This window comes from Curtobacterium sp. 179-B 9B NHS (assembly GCF_045370965.1).
Classification (GTDB): Bacteria; Actinomycetota; Actinomycetes; order Actinomycetales; family Microbacteriaceae; genus Curtobacterium.
In genome coordinates, this window is sequence record NZ_JBIQDQ010000001.1 from 47,378 (window position 1) to 62,606 (window position 15,229).

At 70.0% G+C, this 15,229-nt stretch carries 14 protein-coding genes and 2 pseudogenes; 13 read left to right on the top strand and 3 right to left on the bottom strand.

Annotation, left to right across the window (positions count from 1 at the left end):
* Window positions 1-30: 30 nt before the first annotated feature.
* From mpaC to mpaP, 6 genes are all read left to right on the top strand, one after another.
* Window positions 31-1,107 carry a daptide-type RiPP biosynthesis dehydogenase gene (gene mpaC, locus ACH0A8_RS00260; RefSeq protein WP_406906251.1) on the top strand — a complete coding sequence of 359 codons (1,077 nt, stop codon included), beginning with the start codon at window positions 31-33 and terminating at the stop codon, window positions 1,105-1,107.
* A gap of 29 nt (window positions 1,108-1,136) precedes the next feature.
* Window positions 1,137-1,289, top strand: a complete 153-nt coding sequence (locus tag ACH0A8_RS00265; protein WP_400428047.1) for a hypothetical protein — start codon at window positions 1,137-1,139, stop codon at window positions 1,287-1,289.
* A 101-nt stretch (window positions 1,290-1,390) separates the two neighbouring features.
* Window positions 1,391-1,549: a daptide-type RiPP gene (locus tag ACH0A8_RS00270; protein WP_400428044.1), complete on the top strand. Its 159-nt coding sequence runs from the start codon at window positions 1,391-1,393 to the stop codon at window positions 1,547-1,549.
* A 98-nt stretch (window positions 1,550-1,647) separates the two neighbouring features.
* Entirely contained in the window at window positions 1,648-2,370 is a 723-nt protein-coding gene (locus ACH0A8_RS00275) for an ABC transporter ATP-binding protein (protein ID WP_400428041.1), read from the top strand.
* A gap of 5 nt (window positions 2,371-2,375) precedes the next feature.
* Complete coding sequence (locus tag ACH0A8_RS00280) at window positions 2,376-3,119, top strand: hypothetical protein (RefSeq protein WP_406906049.1); 744 nt, start codon at window positions 2,376-2,378, stop codon at window positions 3,117-3,119.
* On the top strand, window positions 3,116-4,735 hold the full coding sequence (mpaP, locus tag ACH0A8_RS00285) for a daptide biosynthesis intramembrane metalloprotease (RefSeq protein ID WP_400428036.1): 1,620 nt from the start codon (window positions 3,116-3,118) through the stop codon (window positions 4,733-4,735). The genes ACH0A8_RS00280 and mpaP overlap by 4 nt, the downstream gene beginning before the upstream one ends.
* 197 nt (window positions 4,736-4,932) lie before the next feature.
* Here the strand turns inward: mpaP and ACH0A8_RS00290 are convergent, their stop codons facing one another.
* Complete coding sequence (locus ACH0A8_RS00290) at window positions 4,933-5,190, bottom strand: hypothetical protein (protein ID WP_400428033.1); 258 nt, start codon at window positions 5,188-5,190, stop codon at window positions 4,933-4,935.
* A 741-nt stretch (window positions 5,191-5,931) separates the two neighbouring features.
* On the opposite strand from ACH0A8_RS00290, the gene ACH0A8_RS00295 reads away from it, so the two are divergent.
* From ACH0A8_RS00295 to dapA, 4 genes are read left to right on the top strand one after another with little or no spacing between them, the layout of a single operon-like run.
* Window positions 5,932-7,170, top strand: coding sequence for an exo-alpha-sialidase (locus ACH0A8_RS00295; RefSeq protein WP_400428030.1), 1,239 nt, complete (start codon window positions 5,932-5,934; stop codon window positions 7,168-7,170).
* A complete protein-coding gene (locus tag ACH0A8_RS00300; protein WP_400339734.1) occupies window positions 7,167-8,609 on the top strand; it encodes an SLC13 family permease in 1,443 nt (480 codons plus the stop codon). The genes ACH0A8_RS00295 and ACH0A8_RS00300 overlap by 4 nt, the downstream gene beginning before the upstream one ends.
* Window positions 8,610-8,636: 27 nt before the next feature.
* On the top strand, window positions 8,637-8,993 hold the full coding sequence (locus ACH0A8_RS00305) for a hypothetical protein (RefSeq protein ID WP_406906052.1): 357 nt from the start codon (window positions 8,637-8,639) through the stop codon (window positions 8,991-8,993).
* A 51-nt stretch (window positions 8,994-9,044) separates the two neighbouring features.
* Window positions 9,045-9,941, top strand: a complete 897-nt coding sequence (gene dapA, locus ACH0A8_RS00310; RefSeq protein WP_406906054.1) for a 4-hydroxy-tetrahydrodipicolinate synthase — start codon at window positions 9,045-9,047, stop codon at window positions 9,939-9,941.
* A gap of 88 nt (window positions 9,942-10,029) precedes the next feature.
* On the opposite strand, the gene ACH0A8_RS00315 is transcribed toward dapA, so the two are convergent.
* The gene (locus ACH0A8_RS00315) at window positions 10,030-11,001 is read right to left on the bottom strand and encodes an aldo/keto reductase (protein ID WP_406906056.1); all 972 of its coding nucleotides are present in this window, start codon (window positions 10,999-11,001) and stop codon (window positions 10,030-10,032) included.
* A gap of 164 nt (window positions 11,002-11,165) precedes the next feature.
* Between ACH0A8_RS00315 and ACH0A8_RS00320 the strand changes: the two are divergent.
* The 3 genes and pseudogenes from ACH0A8_RS00320 to ACH0A8_RS00330 form a co-directional block, all read left to right on the top strand.
* Window positions 11,166-11,804 (top strand): annotated as a pseudogene (locus tag ACH0A8_RS00320) (four-carbon acid sugar kinase family protein); the annotation flags it as partial.
* Between the two features lie 87 nt (window positions 11,805-11,891).
* A pseudogene (pdxA, locus tag ACH0A8_RS00325) lies at window positions 11,892-13,486 on the top strand (4-hydroxythreonine-4-phosphate dehydrogenase PdxA); the annotation flags it as partial.
* 28 nt (window positions 13,487-13,514) lie between these two features.
* Window positions 13,515-14,285 carry a DeoR/GlpR family DNA-binding transcription regulator gene (locus ACH0A8_RS00330; RefSeq protein WP_307810389.1) on the top strand — a complete coding sequence of 257 codons (771 nt, stop codon included), beginning with the start codon at window positions 13,515-13,517 and terminating at the stop codon, window positions 14,283-14,285.
* 322 nt (window positions 14,286-14,607) lie between these two features.
* Here the strand turns inward: ACH0A8_RS00330 and ACH0A8_RS00335 are convergent, their stop codons facing one another.
* Window positions 14,608-15,204 (bottom strand): TetR/AcrR family transcriptional regulator, encoded by a 597-nt coding sequence (locus ACH0A8_RS00335; protein ID WP_209683923.1) that lies wholly within the window; start codon window positions 15,202-15,204, stop codon window positions 14,608-14,610.
* Between the last annotated feature and the right edge of the window lie 25 nt (window positions 15,205-15,229).

Consider the following 15,229-nt stretch of genomic DNA (forward strand, 5'->3'; position numbering starts at 1 on the left):
TTCGTGCGCCAGGTCGCCGGCGCGACCGCGGTGAGCCGCGTCTGCATCGTCGCAGACCGCCACCGTGCTGCGCTCCCGACCATCAGTGGCCTCGTCGGCGAGCTCGTTGAACGCTTCGACGCCGAGGTCCACGCTGCGGAGGACGACAGCGATGAGCTCGTCGCGAGCATCGCCGGAGCCGGGCCGTGGGACGTCGTGATCGGAGTGGGCGGCGGTGTCACGCTCGACGTCGCGAAGCTGGTCGCGCTGCGGTCCGACGACCTCCGCAGAGCCACCGCCCCGGGCCGGTCGAGCCGTGTCGTCCTGCCGGACAGTGCGCGGACGGCGCGGCTCGCCCTGGTCCCGACGACGTTCGGTACCGGTTCGGAGCAGTCGTTGTCGGCATGCCTAACCACGCGAGGGCGGAAGCGCCTGGTGTCCGGCACAGCCCTGGGTGCGGACGTCGTCCTGGCACGGCCGGATCTGCTCGCCAGCCTCGACAACGAGCAGGTGACGGAAGGGCTAGTCGAAGTGGCCCTCCGCTTGACCACCGTCTACGCATCGGGCGAAACGGCGCCGCTGGCGGACACGCTCACGCAGGCCGCGCTCAGACAGGTCGTCGAGCTGGCGCCGCGACTCGGGTGTGGTGAGCGTGCGACGTCCGACCTCCGCACCCTCGCCTCGATCAGTGCATTCAGCCACTCCGGCTGGCTGAGCCGGGACCGACCTCCGATGACGACCCTGCCGTGGATCATCACGACGGAGGCATCGCTGGCCTGGTCATGCACGAAGGCGGTCGCCGCCTCGCTCGTCATGCCCGCCTACTGGTCCGTCATGCCGGAGCGCGACGGCAGGCTCGGGTCGCACGAGCGGCTCTGCGAACTCTGGGCGGCGTCGCTCCCATCGGCAGCGACGCCGGCCGAGGCGCTGAGCACCATCACCGGCGAACGGCTGGCTCAGCCGTCCGGCGAGAAATTCACCCGGTTCAGCGACGACGCGCTCGCGGCGCGGATCACTGAACGCTGGGGTGCCGGACTTCCCTTTACGGGGGAGGCGAGTCGAGACGACGTCCGAGAGGTCGTCGCCGCAGCACTCGCTCTAGGGAAAACGGTCGCACAGACCCTGTGACCGATGACTGTTTGAAGGGAGGGACAAACATGCAGGAACTCAAGACGAACACCATGCTCGACCTCGGCGCGACCGAGCTGGAGGACATGGAAGCACCGGACTTCTGGGGTGGCTTCGCAGTCGGCGTTGGTTCGGCCATCGCCGCTGCCGGCGCAGCCGCCGCGATCGTGGCGCTGACCTGATCCGTCGCTACTCGGTGCGCGGACAGACGTGCGCGCACCGAGGAGCGAGGCGGGGGCGCGTCTTCGCACCCGCAAGAACCTGATAACGAAAGGAGTGTGACATGACCGAGACAATCACTTCGGTGGGCACCCTCGACTTCGCCGTGAGCGAGCTCGAGGACCTCGAGGCGCCTGGCTTCTGGGACACGGCCGCGGGCTTCGCGACCGGCGTCATCGTCGGCGGCGGCATGGTCGCCGGTGGGGTCCTGATCCTCACGTGACGACCGTCGAGGGGTGGTCTCGAAAACGGGACCGCCCCTCGATCCACGGCGTCAACACGCGACCAGCACTCCTGCTCGATCATCGAGAGGTACGAATCATGAACCTGGCCGAGTTCAACGGCTTCAGCAAGACCTACGGCAGCAAACAGGTCGTCGAGGACCTGACTTTCGCCGTGCCCGAGGGACGTGTTGTCGGATTGCTCGGCAAGAACGGAGCAGGTAAGTCCACCGCGCTGCGTGGCCTGCTCGGATTGGTCCGTCCCACGTCCGGACACGCGCTCGTACAGGGACAGCCGTTCTCGTCGCTGTCGAACCCCGCCCGGGTCGTCGGGTACAGCGTGGACGGGGTCCAGTCACTGCAGCACGCCCGCGTCGCCGACGACCTTTCGACGTGGGCGAACCTCGTCGGCGCGTCGAGAGCCCGCGTCGAGGAACTCCTCGACCTGGTCGGAATGACCGAGCACCGACGCACACGGGTGCAGAAGCTGTCGACGGGCCAGAAGCAACGCCACGCACTCGCCATCGCCCTCCTCGCGCAGCCGCGCCTGCTCATCCTCGACGAGCCGACGAACGGGCTGGACCCGCAGGGCATCCGGTGGCTCCGTGAACTGATCCGTCACTACGCAGGACTGGGGAACAGCGTGTTGATCTCGAGCCACATGCTCGCCGAGGTGGAGCACACCGTCGACGACGTGGTCATCCTCGACCGGACGGTTCGGTACTCCGGCTCCCTCGCCGACCTCACGGGCAACGGCGCCTCGCTCGAGGAGCGGTTCTTCGACCTCGTGCCCACCCCCGTCGCGGCTGGGGCCGGACGATGAGCGCCGTGGCCACGCTCGCGCTGCGTTCCGAGGTCCGTCGTGCCTGGCTCGGTCGGGCAGTGCCCTACTTCCTGGTGTTCGGCGTGGTCCTCACCGCGGTGTCGGCGGGTGGCACCTTCTCCGGACTGACCGCGCAGTTGCGTACTCCGAACGGCGACGTCGAGACGACCGTCACGATGGTCCGAACGTGGTTCGCGCTCTCCCTGTTCATCGGGATGGCGACCGCATTCGACTCGGCTCGGGAGGTCAGCTCCGGCGTCGCGAGTCGCGTCATCACCGCAGTCGGCAGCAGGACCTCCTACTTCATCGGCAAGGCGACTAACGGGATCCTGGTCGGCTTCGTCGGCGCGCTGCTCGGAGCGGCCGCGTCGATCGGCTTCGCGTCGATCCTGCTGTCGATGAACGACTCGGGCCTCCACATGTCGAAGGAAGCCTGGCTGATCGTCCTCGGCTGCGCCGCTGTGAACACGGTCGCTGGGCTTTGGGGCACCTTCATTGGCCTGCTAACCCGCAATGCGATCGTGGCGATCGTCATCGTGTTCGCGTTGTGCATGTTGGTCGAGCCGGCGCTCCAGGCGTTCCTCCCCGATGTCGGAAAGTTCTTCATGACCAACGCGATGGCGTCGGTCTACCTCGACAAGCAGGACCACCTACTGCCCGTGCCCGGAGCGAGCGCCGTCATCGCCGGCTGGCTGGCGGTGCTCGGGCTCGGTGCGTTCCTGCTCACCCGCGCGAAGGACCTTCGTTGACCGAGGTACTCCAAACCCGACCGACCCTCTCGCCGGCGTCGTCAATCACGCAGACGGCCGAGGGGTGGGTCGGGGTCAACCCCGACGGCAAGGCCTACACGTTGGGCGAGGCAATCGCGCTCTACGCGCTCGCGCTGGAGACCGCGAGAACCAACGACGAGCTGCGGGACCGACTGCGCAGCGACACCGGTCAGGAGTGGACCGACGCAGACCTCGGCGCTGCACGGGGCCAGCTCGCGAAGCTCGGATTCCTCGAGCACGACGCTGGATCCGCGGCATCGCGGAAGCGGCGGGTCCGGTACGTCCCGCCCCTGACGGTGCAGGTCACGCTCGCGAACCCCGAGCGGCTCTTCTCGCTCCTGCAGCGGTCGTTGCAGCGGGTCAGTGGTCGGACGGTGTCCACCGTGGTCGCCACGGTGGTCGCTGCTGGACTGCTCGCAGCGGTCATCAACAGGGACGTCGTACTCAGTAGCGTCACGCATCCGCTCGGACTCTCCGAGTACGCGGTGCTCGTGGTGATGCTCACCGCTGCGACGGCGCTGCATGAGGCCGGGCACGCCGGAGCACTCGCTCGGCTGGGCGGCCGCCCACGACGCGTCGGCGTCATGCTTTTCTACCTGATGCCCGCGTTCTTCTGCGACGTGTCGGATGCCTGGCGAGTCGGTGATCGACGACAGCGGGCGCTCGTGGCCGCGAGCGGTGTCCTCGTGCAGGTCACCCTCGCAGGCCTGGCAGAGACGGCCGCGCTGCTCCCGTTCGGCGAGGCGTGGACCGAGGTGCTAGCTGCTTTTGGAGTCGTGTCCTTCCTCGCAGCGCTGGTGAACGCTATCCCGTTCGTGAAATTCGACGGGTACATCGCGCTCATGGCCCTCACCAATCACAACTTCCTACGACGGGATGCCATCGCCGAGGGACGTCGATTGCTCGCGCGGTCCTTCCTCTCCCGCAGGGTGACGTACGCCTTCCCGGAGCAGCGCTGGATGCGCTGGTACGGCGTCGGCTGCATCCTGTTCCCGGGCTACCTGGTCGCATCGGCGATGTGGTTGTGGTTGGGCGACCTCCGCGCGTTCGGCGTCGTCGGTGGGGTGATTGCGCTGGTGGCTGTCCTCGCCTTCGTCGTTGCGGTCGCCCGTGAGGTCGGGCGGGTGCTTCGGACCGCCGTGGACGCCGGCATGCCCGTCGTCGGCGCTGGGACGGCTGCCGTCGTGCTCCTCGGGCTGGCAGTCGCGGCGGGAACCCTCGTCTCGGTTCCGTCGGTCACCGTGGGCGGGTACGTTCGAGACGGCCACGACGTCCGACTCGTACTCCCCGTCGGCGCTGACGCTGACTCCATTGCCCGTCCGGCCCGCGTGGTCCTGCGGAGCAACGGTCTGTTCCTGCACGACGGCGACGTTGAGGCGGCCCTCATGAGTTCAACACGGTTCGGCTCGGAGGTCGTGCCGTTCGCCGCCGTGGCACCGGTGCGAACCTCGATGGTCGAGTTCCGTGCGTTCTCCGCGCCGCTTGAGCTCAGCGGTCAGGACGCGGCCATCCGCGATCTTGACCCCGCTGGCCAAGCAGTGGTCTCCGGACCCTCCGCGCCGTTATGGCGAGTGCTCTGGGACGGGATGTTCTGAGCTCGGCGGCGGCGCGCTCGACGAACCGGCCGCGTTCCGGGCGGGAGGCGCAGAGACCGCCCATGCCGCGTCTCACGCCAGAGATCGGCCGCGCCGCCCGAAGTCGAGCGTGCGCGGCGCGGGGATGTCCGCCCACCGCGTCCCTCCAAGCAACAATGGCGCGGCGGTGTGACGCCAAGCTGATCAGCCGGCCTTCGTCAGCTGGGCAGGTTGTGGCGGAGGTCGTAGCCGGTATCGGCGCGGAACAGCAGCCGGTCTCGAATCTCTTGCAGTGATGCTGCGTCGTCGGCGTTGCGGTAGTCGGCGCGGAGGAGCGTGTTCGCGGTGATGATGTCGTCGGTGCGGTCCGTGTAGCCGGCGGCGGCTGCGGTGAGGAAGATGGTGGGATCGGCTGGGCGGATGAGTTCGGTGCCGGAGAAGTCGATCGTGTCGGGTTCGAAGCCGAGCGCGGCCATGTCGACCTCTTGTTCGGTGAACGCGAGTCAGGCGCGATCACTGAAATACCAATTCTCTCGTTCGTGCGGGGCGCGGAGCTGCCGTGCAGCCGAGCTGGGAGACAGCTGAGGCTCGGACCGACCTGCGAACGCAGCTCGGTGCGGCGTTCTCCGCATTACACGCGAGATGCTCGGGCTGACAGCTGTCTCGACCATTAAGGGCCCGATCGACGCTCGTGCTGACCGACCGGACGGCCGGCGCGATGGCGGTTATCGGGGCCGGAGCGGTGCGGTCGCGGTTCCAGGCGGGTGTGCGCCATGGATCACCGCGTGGTGCCATGGAACGCAAACCCAATGCCCCTGGAACGCTCACAATCAGTGGGGGCAGCGATCCGCGCGCCTGCTGGCATCCGCGAATAAGCCGAACACCTCGCGCGGCGTCGGTCCGGTCGACGCCGGTCAGCCTCCCTTCGCGACGGGTGTCGCGACGTGCCCAGTCGCCTCTCCGAGAGCCCCGACGACGACCTGTGGTGCGCCGGGTCCACCTCCTCGCGGCTCGCAGCCGCGACGGGGCGGTGCTGACCCGTGCGCGTGGCGACGATCGCGTACTTCGAGCGACAACGGCGCATGCGCCTTCGTACAACGGCACGAGTGTGCGCATGTCGCGCATTGTCATTGCGCACTTCGAGCAGGTCTGTCAGGATGAGCGCGCAGCACCGATCCACCGGTGCCCACCGTCAACGTCGACTGGAGGATCCCCGCATGAGTGACTTCGACGGGCTGTTGCGAGCCCGGTCCGACGGGGGCGCAGAAGCGCTCCTCCCGACTCCCACGGTCCAGTGCCACGCGGCCAACCTCGCGTTCCTGCCCGGGGGAGACCTCGCCTGCGTGTGGTTCGGCGGCACGCAGGAGGGCGTCTCCGACATCTCGATCCACCTGTCGCGCCTCCCCGCCGGGACGGAGCGCTGGCTCGAGCCCGTCCAGCTGAGCTTCGACAGTGCGCGTTCCGAGCAGAACCCGATCCTCTTCACCGCGCCGGACGGCACCGTCTGGTTGCTGTACACCGCTCAGCTCGCCGGGAACCAGGACACCTCCGAGGTACGACGACGGGTCTCCCGCGACGGCGGCGAGACCTGGGGAGAGCCGGCACCGCTGCTCGGACGCGATGCGCCGGTCGGCGTGTTCGTGCGCCAGGCACCCGTCGTGCTCGAGAGCGGTCGGATCCTGCTCCCGGTGTTCAACTGCCGGACGGTCCCCGGTGAGAAGTGGGTGGGCAACGACGACACCGCCTCGGTCTGGTACTCCGACGACGGCGGCGAGACCTGGTCCGAGGTCGCCGTGCCCGAGTCGACCGGGTGCGTGCACATGAACATCGTGCCGCGCGATGACGGCGTGCTCTGGGCGTGCTTCCGATCCCGCTGGGCTGACCACGTCTACGAGTCGACGTCGTCGGACGGCGGGATGACCTGGGAGCCGTGCCGGCCGCTCGACCTGCCGAACAACAACTCGTCGATCCAGGCGCGCTCCCTCGACGACGGCCGCATCGCGATGGTGATGAACCACTCGAGCAAGGACGACGCGACGAGCCGCCGTGTCTCCCTGTACGACGAGATCGACGACGCGGGCCTCGCAGCTGACAGCGGCCCGCGGGTCGCTGAGCCCGCGTTCGACGCCGACGGCCCGAGTGCGTTCTGGGGCGCCCCGCGCGCGCCGATGACGCTCGTGGTCTCGAGCCCCGACGGGCGATCCTGGCCGACCGCCTACGACATCGAGAACGGCGACGGGTACTGCCTCTCGAACAACAGCCGTGAGTCACGCAACCGGGAGCTGTCCTACCCCTCGGTGCTCCCCGATCCGGCCGGGGGGCTGCACGTCGCCTACACGTGGCACCGAAAGTCGATCAAGCACGTGTACCTGCCTGCCGACGTCCTCGCTGCGATCGTGTCGACGCCGTCCGTCTCCGCCGGCCCGGACCTCCCTGCGAAGGAGCAGCGAGCATGACCCTTCCCATGGTCTTCGCACTCGCGATCACCGTCTTCATGATCGTGCTGATCATGATCGACCGCCTGCCGTTCGGCGTCCCGCCGTTGATCGCCTGCCTGCTGATGGTGGTGTTCGGCGTCGTGCCGATCAACGTGGCCTTCAGCGGCTTCGCCAACGCGACCATCATCATGCTCGCCTCGTTCATGGCGGTGATCGCCGCCTTGCAGAAGACCGACCTCGTCTCGGGCTTCAAGCGGATGATCACGAGACTCGGGACGAAGGGCGGGTTCCGTGCCTACGTCCTCATCGTCGTGTTCGTCATGGTGGGGTGCAGCATCTTCGGCACGGGGTCGACCGCTTACTACGTGCTGGTCATCGGCCTGCTGTCGACGCTCGCGTACAACAAGAAGCTGCCGCCGTCGAAGGTCCTCATGCCCGCCGGGTTCGCCGCGAACCACCCGATGCTGCCGTTCAACGTGGCGCTGCAGTACGGCATCGTCGTCGCGGTGCTCGAGGCAGCAGGGGTCCGGGAGAACATCGACCTCGTCCGGTTCTCGATCGTCAACCTCGTGCTCAGTCTCGGGTTCCTCGTCTGGTGTCTCATCGCCTACCGTCTGCTGCCGGACCACCCCATCGTCGACGGCGAGTCCGCCCCGGAGAGCACGAGCGCGGCGAAGGAACCGGCCACGGTCGGTGCCGGCAGCACCCCGACCGGCGACGCGTCCACGCCGGGCACACGTGCCGCTTCGTCCGCAGCGGACCCGGCCACGCCCGGCCCCCACGCCGCCGAGGCGAACGCGACCGCGATCGCCTCGTCGAGCGCGACCGCGACGGTCACCGCGCCGACGCTGGACCGTCGGAAGCAACTGGCGACGTACGCCTGCTTCGTCCTGGCGATCGCCGGCATGATCTCCTACAGCTACATCGGCGACGCGGGGTACGCGATCACGGGTCTCTCCGTGGCGCTCCTCCTGGTGATGAAGGTCCTGGACTTCACGGAGATCCGCGACGCCATCAGCCAGCCGATCATCATCATGTCCGCCGGTGTCATCGGCATCGCTGAGGCGCTCGGCGCGACCGGGCTCACGAAGCTCGTCGGCGAGTCCGTCGCCGGACTGCTCGGCGGCAACGTCAGCCCCTTCCTGCTGGTGTTCGCGTTCTGTGTCCTGACGAGTGTCCTCGCGACCCTCACGGGGTCGACGATCGGCACGGTGTACGTCTTCGCACCGCTGGCGATCGCGACCTGCGTCAGCCTGGGGCTCAACCCCGCGGCTGCGGCCGTCGCCATCGTCATCTCCGGGTGGAACGGACACTTCCTCCCCATCGACGGGCTCCCCGCGATGGTGATGGGGGTCGGGAAGTACTCGCTCCTCCAGTTCTGGAAGTTCACCATCCCGATGTACTTCATCCGCCTGCTGGCGCTGACGGCCGGCGCCCTCCTGCTCTTCCCGATGTGACGGACCTGACGTGACGGAGAACCTGTCGTGACGACCACCTTCGAGCTCGCCCACGTGGGCATCAACAACCCCGACGCCGCAGCCGCGCAGGAACTGTGCGACCTCTTCTGCCTCATGTTCAACCTCGACCCCCGCCAGGGGAAGAAGTCCGAGTTCGCCGGCACGTTATTCGAGTGCGTGCGATCCCAGTACCTGGGTACGCACGGCCACATCGGGATGTCGACCGACGACCTGGAGGCAGCGGTCGAGGAACTCACCGCGAAGGGCTTCGGCTTCGACCAGGACACGGCTGCACACTTCGAGGACGGCCGTCTGCAGAACATCTACCTGGCGGGGGAGTACGGCGGCTTCGCGGTCCACGTGATGCAGCAACCCCGTCCCTGACCCACCACCCGACCGCCTGGCCCCCCACCCAGCCGACAAGGAGTACCTGCAGTGACCACCACGATCAGCGGCAGCATCCACGCGCTCGTCACCCCGTTCCACGACGACGAGTCGCTCGACCTCGACCAGATGCGGCTGCACACCGACCGCGCCGTCCGGGCGGGCGCCGACGGCGTCTTCTGCCTCGGTACCAACGGCGAGTTCTTCCAGCAGACCGAGGACGAACGGCTCGCCGTGCTCGAGGCGGTCGTCGACGCCACCGGTGGCCGCGTCCCCGTCTACGGCGGCGCCGGTGCCGTCGGGACGAAGGAGACGGTGCGCATCGCCCAGCGCATGCAGGCGTCGGGTGCCGACGTGCTGTCGGTGATCACGCCCTACTTCGCTGCGGCGTCGCAGGACGAGCTGTACCGCCACTTCGCGGCGGTCGCCGGAGCCGTCGACATCCCGGTGCTCATCTACAACATCCCCGCGCGGACCGGGAACACCATCACGCCGGCGACGGTCGCCCGACTCGCGGAGATCGACAACATCGCGGGTGTCAAGGACTCGTCGGGGAACTTCGACGCGATCCTGCAGCTGATCGAGCTGACCGACCCCGAGCACTTCGCGGTGCTCGCGGGGACCGACTCGCTGGTCCTGCCGACGCTGCAGGCCGGCGGCGCGGGCGGCATCACCGCCGTCGCGAACGTCTACCCGCGGACCATGGTCGAGATCACCCGGAAGTGGGCGGCGGGCGACCTCGAGAGGGCCCGCGCGGCGCAGGCGTCGATCCGCCCGCTGCGCAACCTGTTCGCGCTCGGCAACCCGAACACGATCGTCAAGGCGGCCACCAACGCCGCCGGCGAGCCCGTGGGGCCGTGCCGCGCGCCGTTCAACCTGCTGAGCGAGGCGGCGCTCGAGAAGATCGCGGACACGGTGCGCGCCGATCAGGCGGCAGGACTGGGCTGAGCCTGCGCGACCCCGGACCGACGGGAGGCGCGGTGCCAGCCGGCACTGCGCCTCCTGTCCGTCACGTGGTCGGGCAGCCATCTATGCGTCAGCGGTTGTAGGCCGGCATCGGTCCGCGGAGCGCAGCGGCCACGTCGTCGACAGCCCGCTGCACGTCCTCCGGCAGCGCACCGGCGGCCAGCGCGGTGAGGTTCGCCTCGATGTTCGTGAGCCGCGACCCACCGATCAGGACGGCGTCCACGACGGCACGGCCGATCGTCCAGCGCAGCGCGAGCTCGGCCATCGGCATCCCCGCACCCTCGGCGATCGCACGGAGCTGTCCGACCGCGGCGAAGACCTCGTCGTTCCAGTACCGGTCGCGGTACATGCCGGCGAGCGGCGAGGACCCGAAGCGTCCCGCCGTCGGGTGCTCGTCCGGTCGGTGCCTGCCGGTCAGGAGCCCGCCGCCGAGCGGGTTGTAGACGATCGTCGCGAGTCCGGTGCTCCTGGCGTACTCGGCGTACTCGTCGTCGATGCGGGTCGCGATCACGCTGTAGACCTGCTGCCCGAGGACGGGCGCGTCGAGACCGAGTCGCGCGGCGGTGTGCCGCAGCTCCGCGATCTGCCAGGCCGCGAAGTTCGAGACACCCCACGTGCGCACCACGCCCGCCTCGACGAGCGCCCGGACGGCGGTCAGCGTCTCCTCCGCCGTGGTCGAGCGGTCGGGCTGGTGCAGGTAGAGGACGTCGACGTGGTCCGTCCGGAGCCGTCGGAGGCTCGCGCGCACGCACCGTTCGACCGCCACGGCGGACAGCGGCGCGGCCCCTCCGGCGTCCGGGTTCGGGATGCCGACCTTCGTCGCGAGCACGACCTCGTCGCGGCGTCCGGCGAGCACGGAGCCGAGGATCTCCTCGCTGCGGCCGCCGGCGTACCCGTTGGCCGTGTCGATGCCGGTCCCGCCGGATGCCAGGAAGCGGTCGACCATCTCGGCCGCCGTGGGCTCGTCGACGCTGTCGCCGAAGGTCATGGTGCCGAGGACGGCGGGGGCGAGCCGCCGGCCTCGGATGTCGGTGTCACGCACTGGGTTCCTCTCGTTCGGGCGCCGTCGGAGCGACTCGTCGTCGAGTCGCCGAGCGGCAGCCGTGCGCGCCCACTATTGCGTGTTTCACGCAGTTCGTCTAGCGTGTTTCGTGCACGCCGTCGATGCTTCGACGGGACCGTCCACCGAGCCCGAGGAGGGGTCCGATGTCGAACCGCCTCGCCGCGATCGCCGACGACCTGTCCGGAGCCGCCGAGGTCGCTGCGGTCCTCGGCACCGGGTCGGTCACCGTCGCCCTGACGCTCCCCGCCGCGCTCGAGCACGTCGCTCGATCGCGGTCCGACGTCGTTCTGGACTGCGACACGCGGTCGCTCGACCCGGCCGCGCGTCGTGCGGCCGTCGCGCAGGCATCACAACGGATGCGCGCAGCCGGAGCGCCGGTGCGGCTGGTGAAGACCGACTCGCTGCTGCGCGGCGGCGTGGGAGACGTCATCGACGGGCTCCTCGACGCCGGCGCACGCGTCGTGGTCGCCACGGCGCTCCCGGCACTCGGGAGGACGGTCGTCCACGGTCAGCTCCTCGTGCACGGCCGCCCGGTGGCGGATGCAGGGCTGCACGGCCTGGAGGCCCGGGTCGTCCCCGGCCCACTGGCCGCGGTCGGACCGCGAGCCCGGTCCGTCCCGCTCGCGGTCGTCCGCGCCGGGAGCGCGGCCGTCCTCGACGCGGTCGAGCGAGCGATCGGCGCCGGCGAGGTCCCCGTCGTCGACGCCGCCTCGGACCACGACCTCGACCGGATCGCAGCGGCGCTCGACGGTGCGGACTGCACGATCGTCGGGTCCGGCGGGATCGCTGCGGCAGTCGGTCGCCTCCGCGGAGCGCAGCCCCCGGGCCCCGTCGTGACGAACGATCGGGAGCGGGTGGCGCTCGCCGGGGGACTCCAGCCCGTCCTCCTCGTCGTGGGCACGGCCAGCACCGAGGCGACCGGGCAGCTCGCGGCCCTCGCAGCGAACGGTGTCCCCGTCGTGCCCGTGCCCCGTGACGTCCTGCTCCGCGCCGTCGACCGCCGTGAGGTCGACGACGTCGACCACCCGGCGATCGAGGAAGCGCGCGCAGCCCTGCGCAGTGGGAGCGCGGCGATCTGCGTCGAGGACCGGAACGACCCGGTCCCGCACCTCGCCCGACGGCTCGCCGACGGTCTCGGCATCGTGGCCGCCACCATCAGCGGTCGGTCCGCCCTGGTGCTGACCGGTGGCGAGACCGCCCGCTCCGTGCTCAGTCGCCTCGGCATCGCGACCATCGTGCCCGAGGGCGCCGTCGAACCCGGATGCGTCGTGTCCCGCGCGGACGACGGCCGGCTCGTCGTCACACGACCCGGCAGCTTCGGGACCGTCACGAACCTGCTCGACGCGGCCACGTTCCTCCAGTCCGCTCGCGACGACCCGTCCGCGACGCAGGCCGCGTCGAAGCGGCCGCAGGCCGCACGAACCGAAAGGCAGTACCGCAGATGAACGCAACTCCGATCGTCGCTGTCACGATGGGTGACGGGGCCGGTGTCGGCCCAGAGATCGTCGTCGAGGCCGTCGTGTCGCCGGACGTCCTGGCCGTCTGCCGCCCCGTCGTCATCGGCGACCTCGGTCGTCTCCGCCAGGCCGCCGCCATCCGGAACGTCGACGTCACCTTCAACGTCGTCGAGGACGTCGCTGACGCCGGGCACCGGGACGGCGTCATCGACGTGGTCGACCTCGGACTCCTGCCCGAGGACCTGCCGTGGGGGCAGCTCTCGCCGGTCGCCGGCGATGCAGCCTTCCAGTACATCCGTGTCGCGTGCGAAGCGGCGATGGCCGGGAAGGTCCAGGCGATCTGCACGGCTCCGCTCAACAAGGAGGCGCTGCACGCCGGTGGCCACGTCTTCCCCGGGCACACCGAGCTCCTCGCCGAGCTCATGGGCGTCGACGAGGTCTCGATGATGCTCTCGACCGCCAAGCTGAAGGTCGTCCACGTGACCACCCACCTCGGTCTCATCGACGCCGTCGCGAAGATCGAACCCGGACTCGTCGAGCGGACCATCCGGCGCGGGAACGAAGCCCTCGTCCGGTCGGGCAACCCGCACCCGAAGATCGGTGTCGCGGCGATCAACCCGCACGCCGGCGAGAACGGCCTCTTCGGGTACGGCGAGGAGGCCGAGAAGATCGCTCCGGGCGTCGAAGCGGCGCGCGCCGACGGCATCGACGCCGTCGGACCGCACCCGGCCGACACCCTCTTCTTCCTCGCCGGCCGCGGGGACTACGACCTGGTGGTCGCGATGTACCACGACCAGGGGCACGGCCCCGTGAAGGTGCTCGGGATCGAGGCCGGGGTGAACATCACGGTGGGTCTGCCGGTCATCCGCACGTCGGTGGACCACGGGACGGCGTTCGACATCGCGGGCTCGGGCAAAGCCGATGTCGCTAGCATGATCGAGGCGCTCCGCCAGGCCGCCGAGCTCGCCCCGACGTCGGGCGCGCTGCGACCGGCCTCGGGCGCCTGACAGGTCCTGAGTCCCCACTGTCCGGAAGGTGCCCGTGTCGATCTCGGCCAGAGCTCGGCGTGACGCGATCGTCACGCTCGCGACGACGGTCGGACTCGCGAGCGTCGACGAACTCTCGGAGCGGTTCGGGGTCACGGCATCCACCATCCGCCGGGACCTCGCGACCCTGCAGGAGCAGCGGAAGCTCACCCGGACGTTCGGTGGCGCGATGGCGGTGGCCGCGCACCCCGAGGCGTCGCTGCGGCAGCGGCTCGGTGAGCACTTCGACGCGAAGCGCGACATCGCGCGGCGCGCAGCCGAGGCCGTGCAGCCCGGGACGTCGCTCTTCCTCGACAACGGCTCGACCGTCGCGGCGTTCGCCCATGCGCTCCCGGTGGACGCCGACCTCACCGTCACCACCACCAGCGTCGGGGTCGTCACCGACATGGCGGACCGCGACGACGTCCGACTCGTCATGCTCGGCGGCGAGTACCGGTCGTTGAGCAACGGCTTCGTCGGACCCCTGACGGAGGCGGCGCTCGAGTACCTGACGTTCGATGCGGCGTACCTCGGCGCCGACGCGGTGTCCCCGGAGCGTGGGATCTGCGAGGCGGACCTCGGTCAGATCCGCCTGAAGGAACTCATCGCTCGTCGTGCGGCAGCGGTGTACGTCCTCGCTGACTCCTCGAAGCTCGCGCAGTCGGAGTTCCACGCATGGACCCGGCTCGGTGGCGGATGGACCCTCGTCACCGACGACGGCATCGCACCGGACCTCGTCGAGCGCTTCGACACCGCGGACGTCACCGTCGTCACGGCCTGACCGCCCGCACGTCCGAGGACGGGACGCGCCACCACCGGCGGGCCGTGCTCGCGGAGGTCCGGCGCTCGGCGCGCTGGTCACGGGGCTTCGGGGGCGGGACCGGTCGCGGCAGGTCAACGTCCGGGCCCTCGTCGATCGCACTGATCGTCTTGGGGCATCGTGCTCGTGGCGACCGGCGTCTTCGATCCGGCACGCCACGGCACCCGGGTCGGCGAGGGCATCATCGAACTCGCGGCCCAGTACCGGCCGGACCGGGTCGTCCTCGGTGGCGGCGCCGTCACCGGCATCCGCGAACAGACCGAACACCTCGCGCTGGGCTCGTTCATCGAGGTGTCGCTGGCGCCGCCCCGACCGCCGCAGACCGCAGTGCCGCCGCCTCCTGCCGCACGAGCGCCCCGAGCACCTCGACGGACGCCCCCGCCGGCTCGGCCGTCCACCGCTCGAACCCGTCCCAGTACGCCCGCACGCCGATCTCCGCGAGCACCACGGCCCGGTGCCCAGACACGCCCCGCTCGCGCAGCGCCGAGGCGAGCGCGTCGGAGACGACCGACCGCTTGTAGACGTACCGCTCGCGCAGTGCCTCGTGCTCGAGCGTCAGTGCCGTGATCGCGGCGCCGACCTCCTGCTGCTCCGGCACGTGCGCGGCAACGAGGGCGCCGAGCACGTCGTCGACCAGTGTCTCGTCCACCTGGTCCGCTGGCGCGTCCCGCACCACGCGCCGGACGGTGTCGATGGTGGCGGCCTGCCCCTGGAAGAGGATCTCGCGCTTGTCGGGGAACTGCCGGAAGAGCGTGGCCTTGGTGAGGCCGGCGCGCTCCGCGATCTGTGCCGCGGTCGTGGCGTCGTAGCCCTGCTCCGCGAAGAGCTCGAGCGCCGCTCGGAGGAGTCGACCCCGGGGGTCCGGTTGCCAGCGTGCCACGGGCAGAGTCTAGTCGATGCGACTC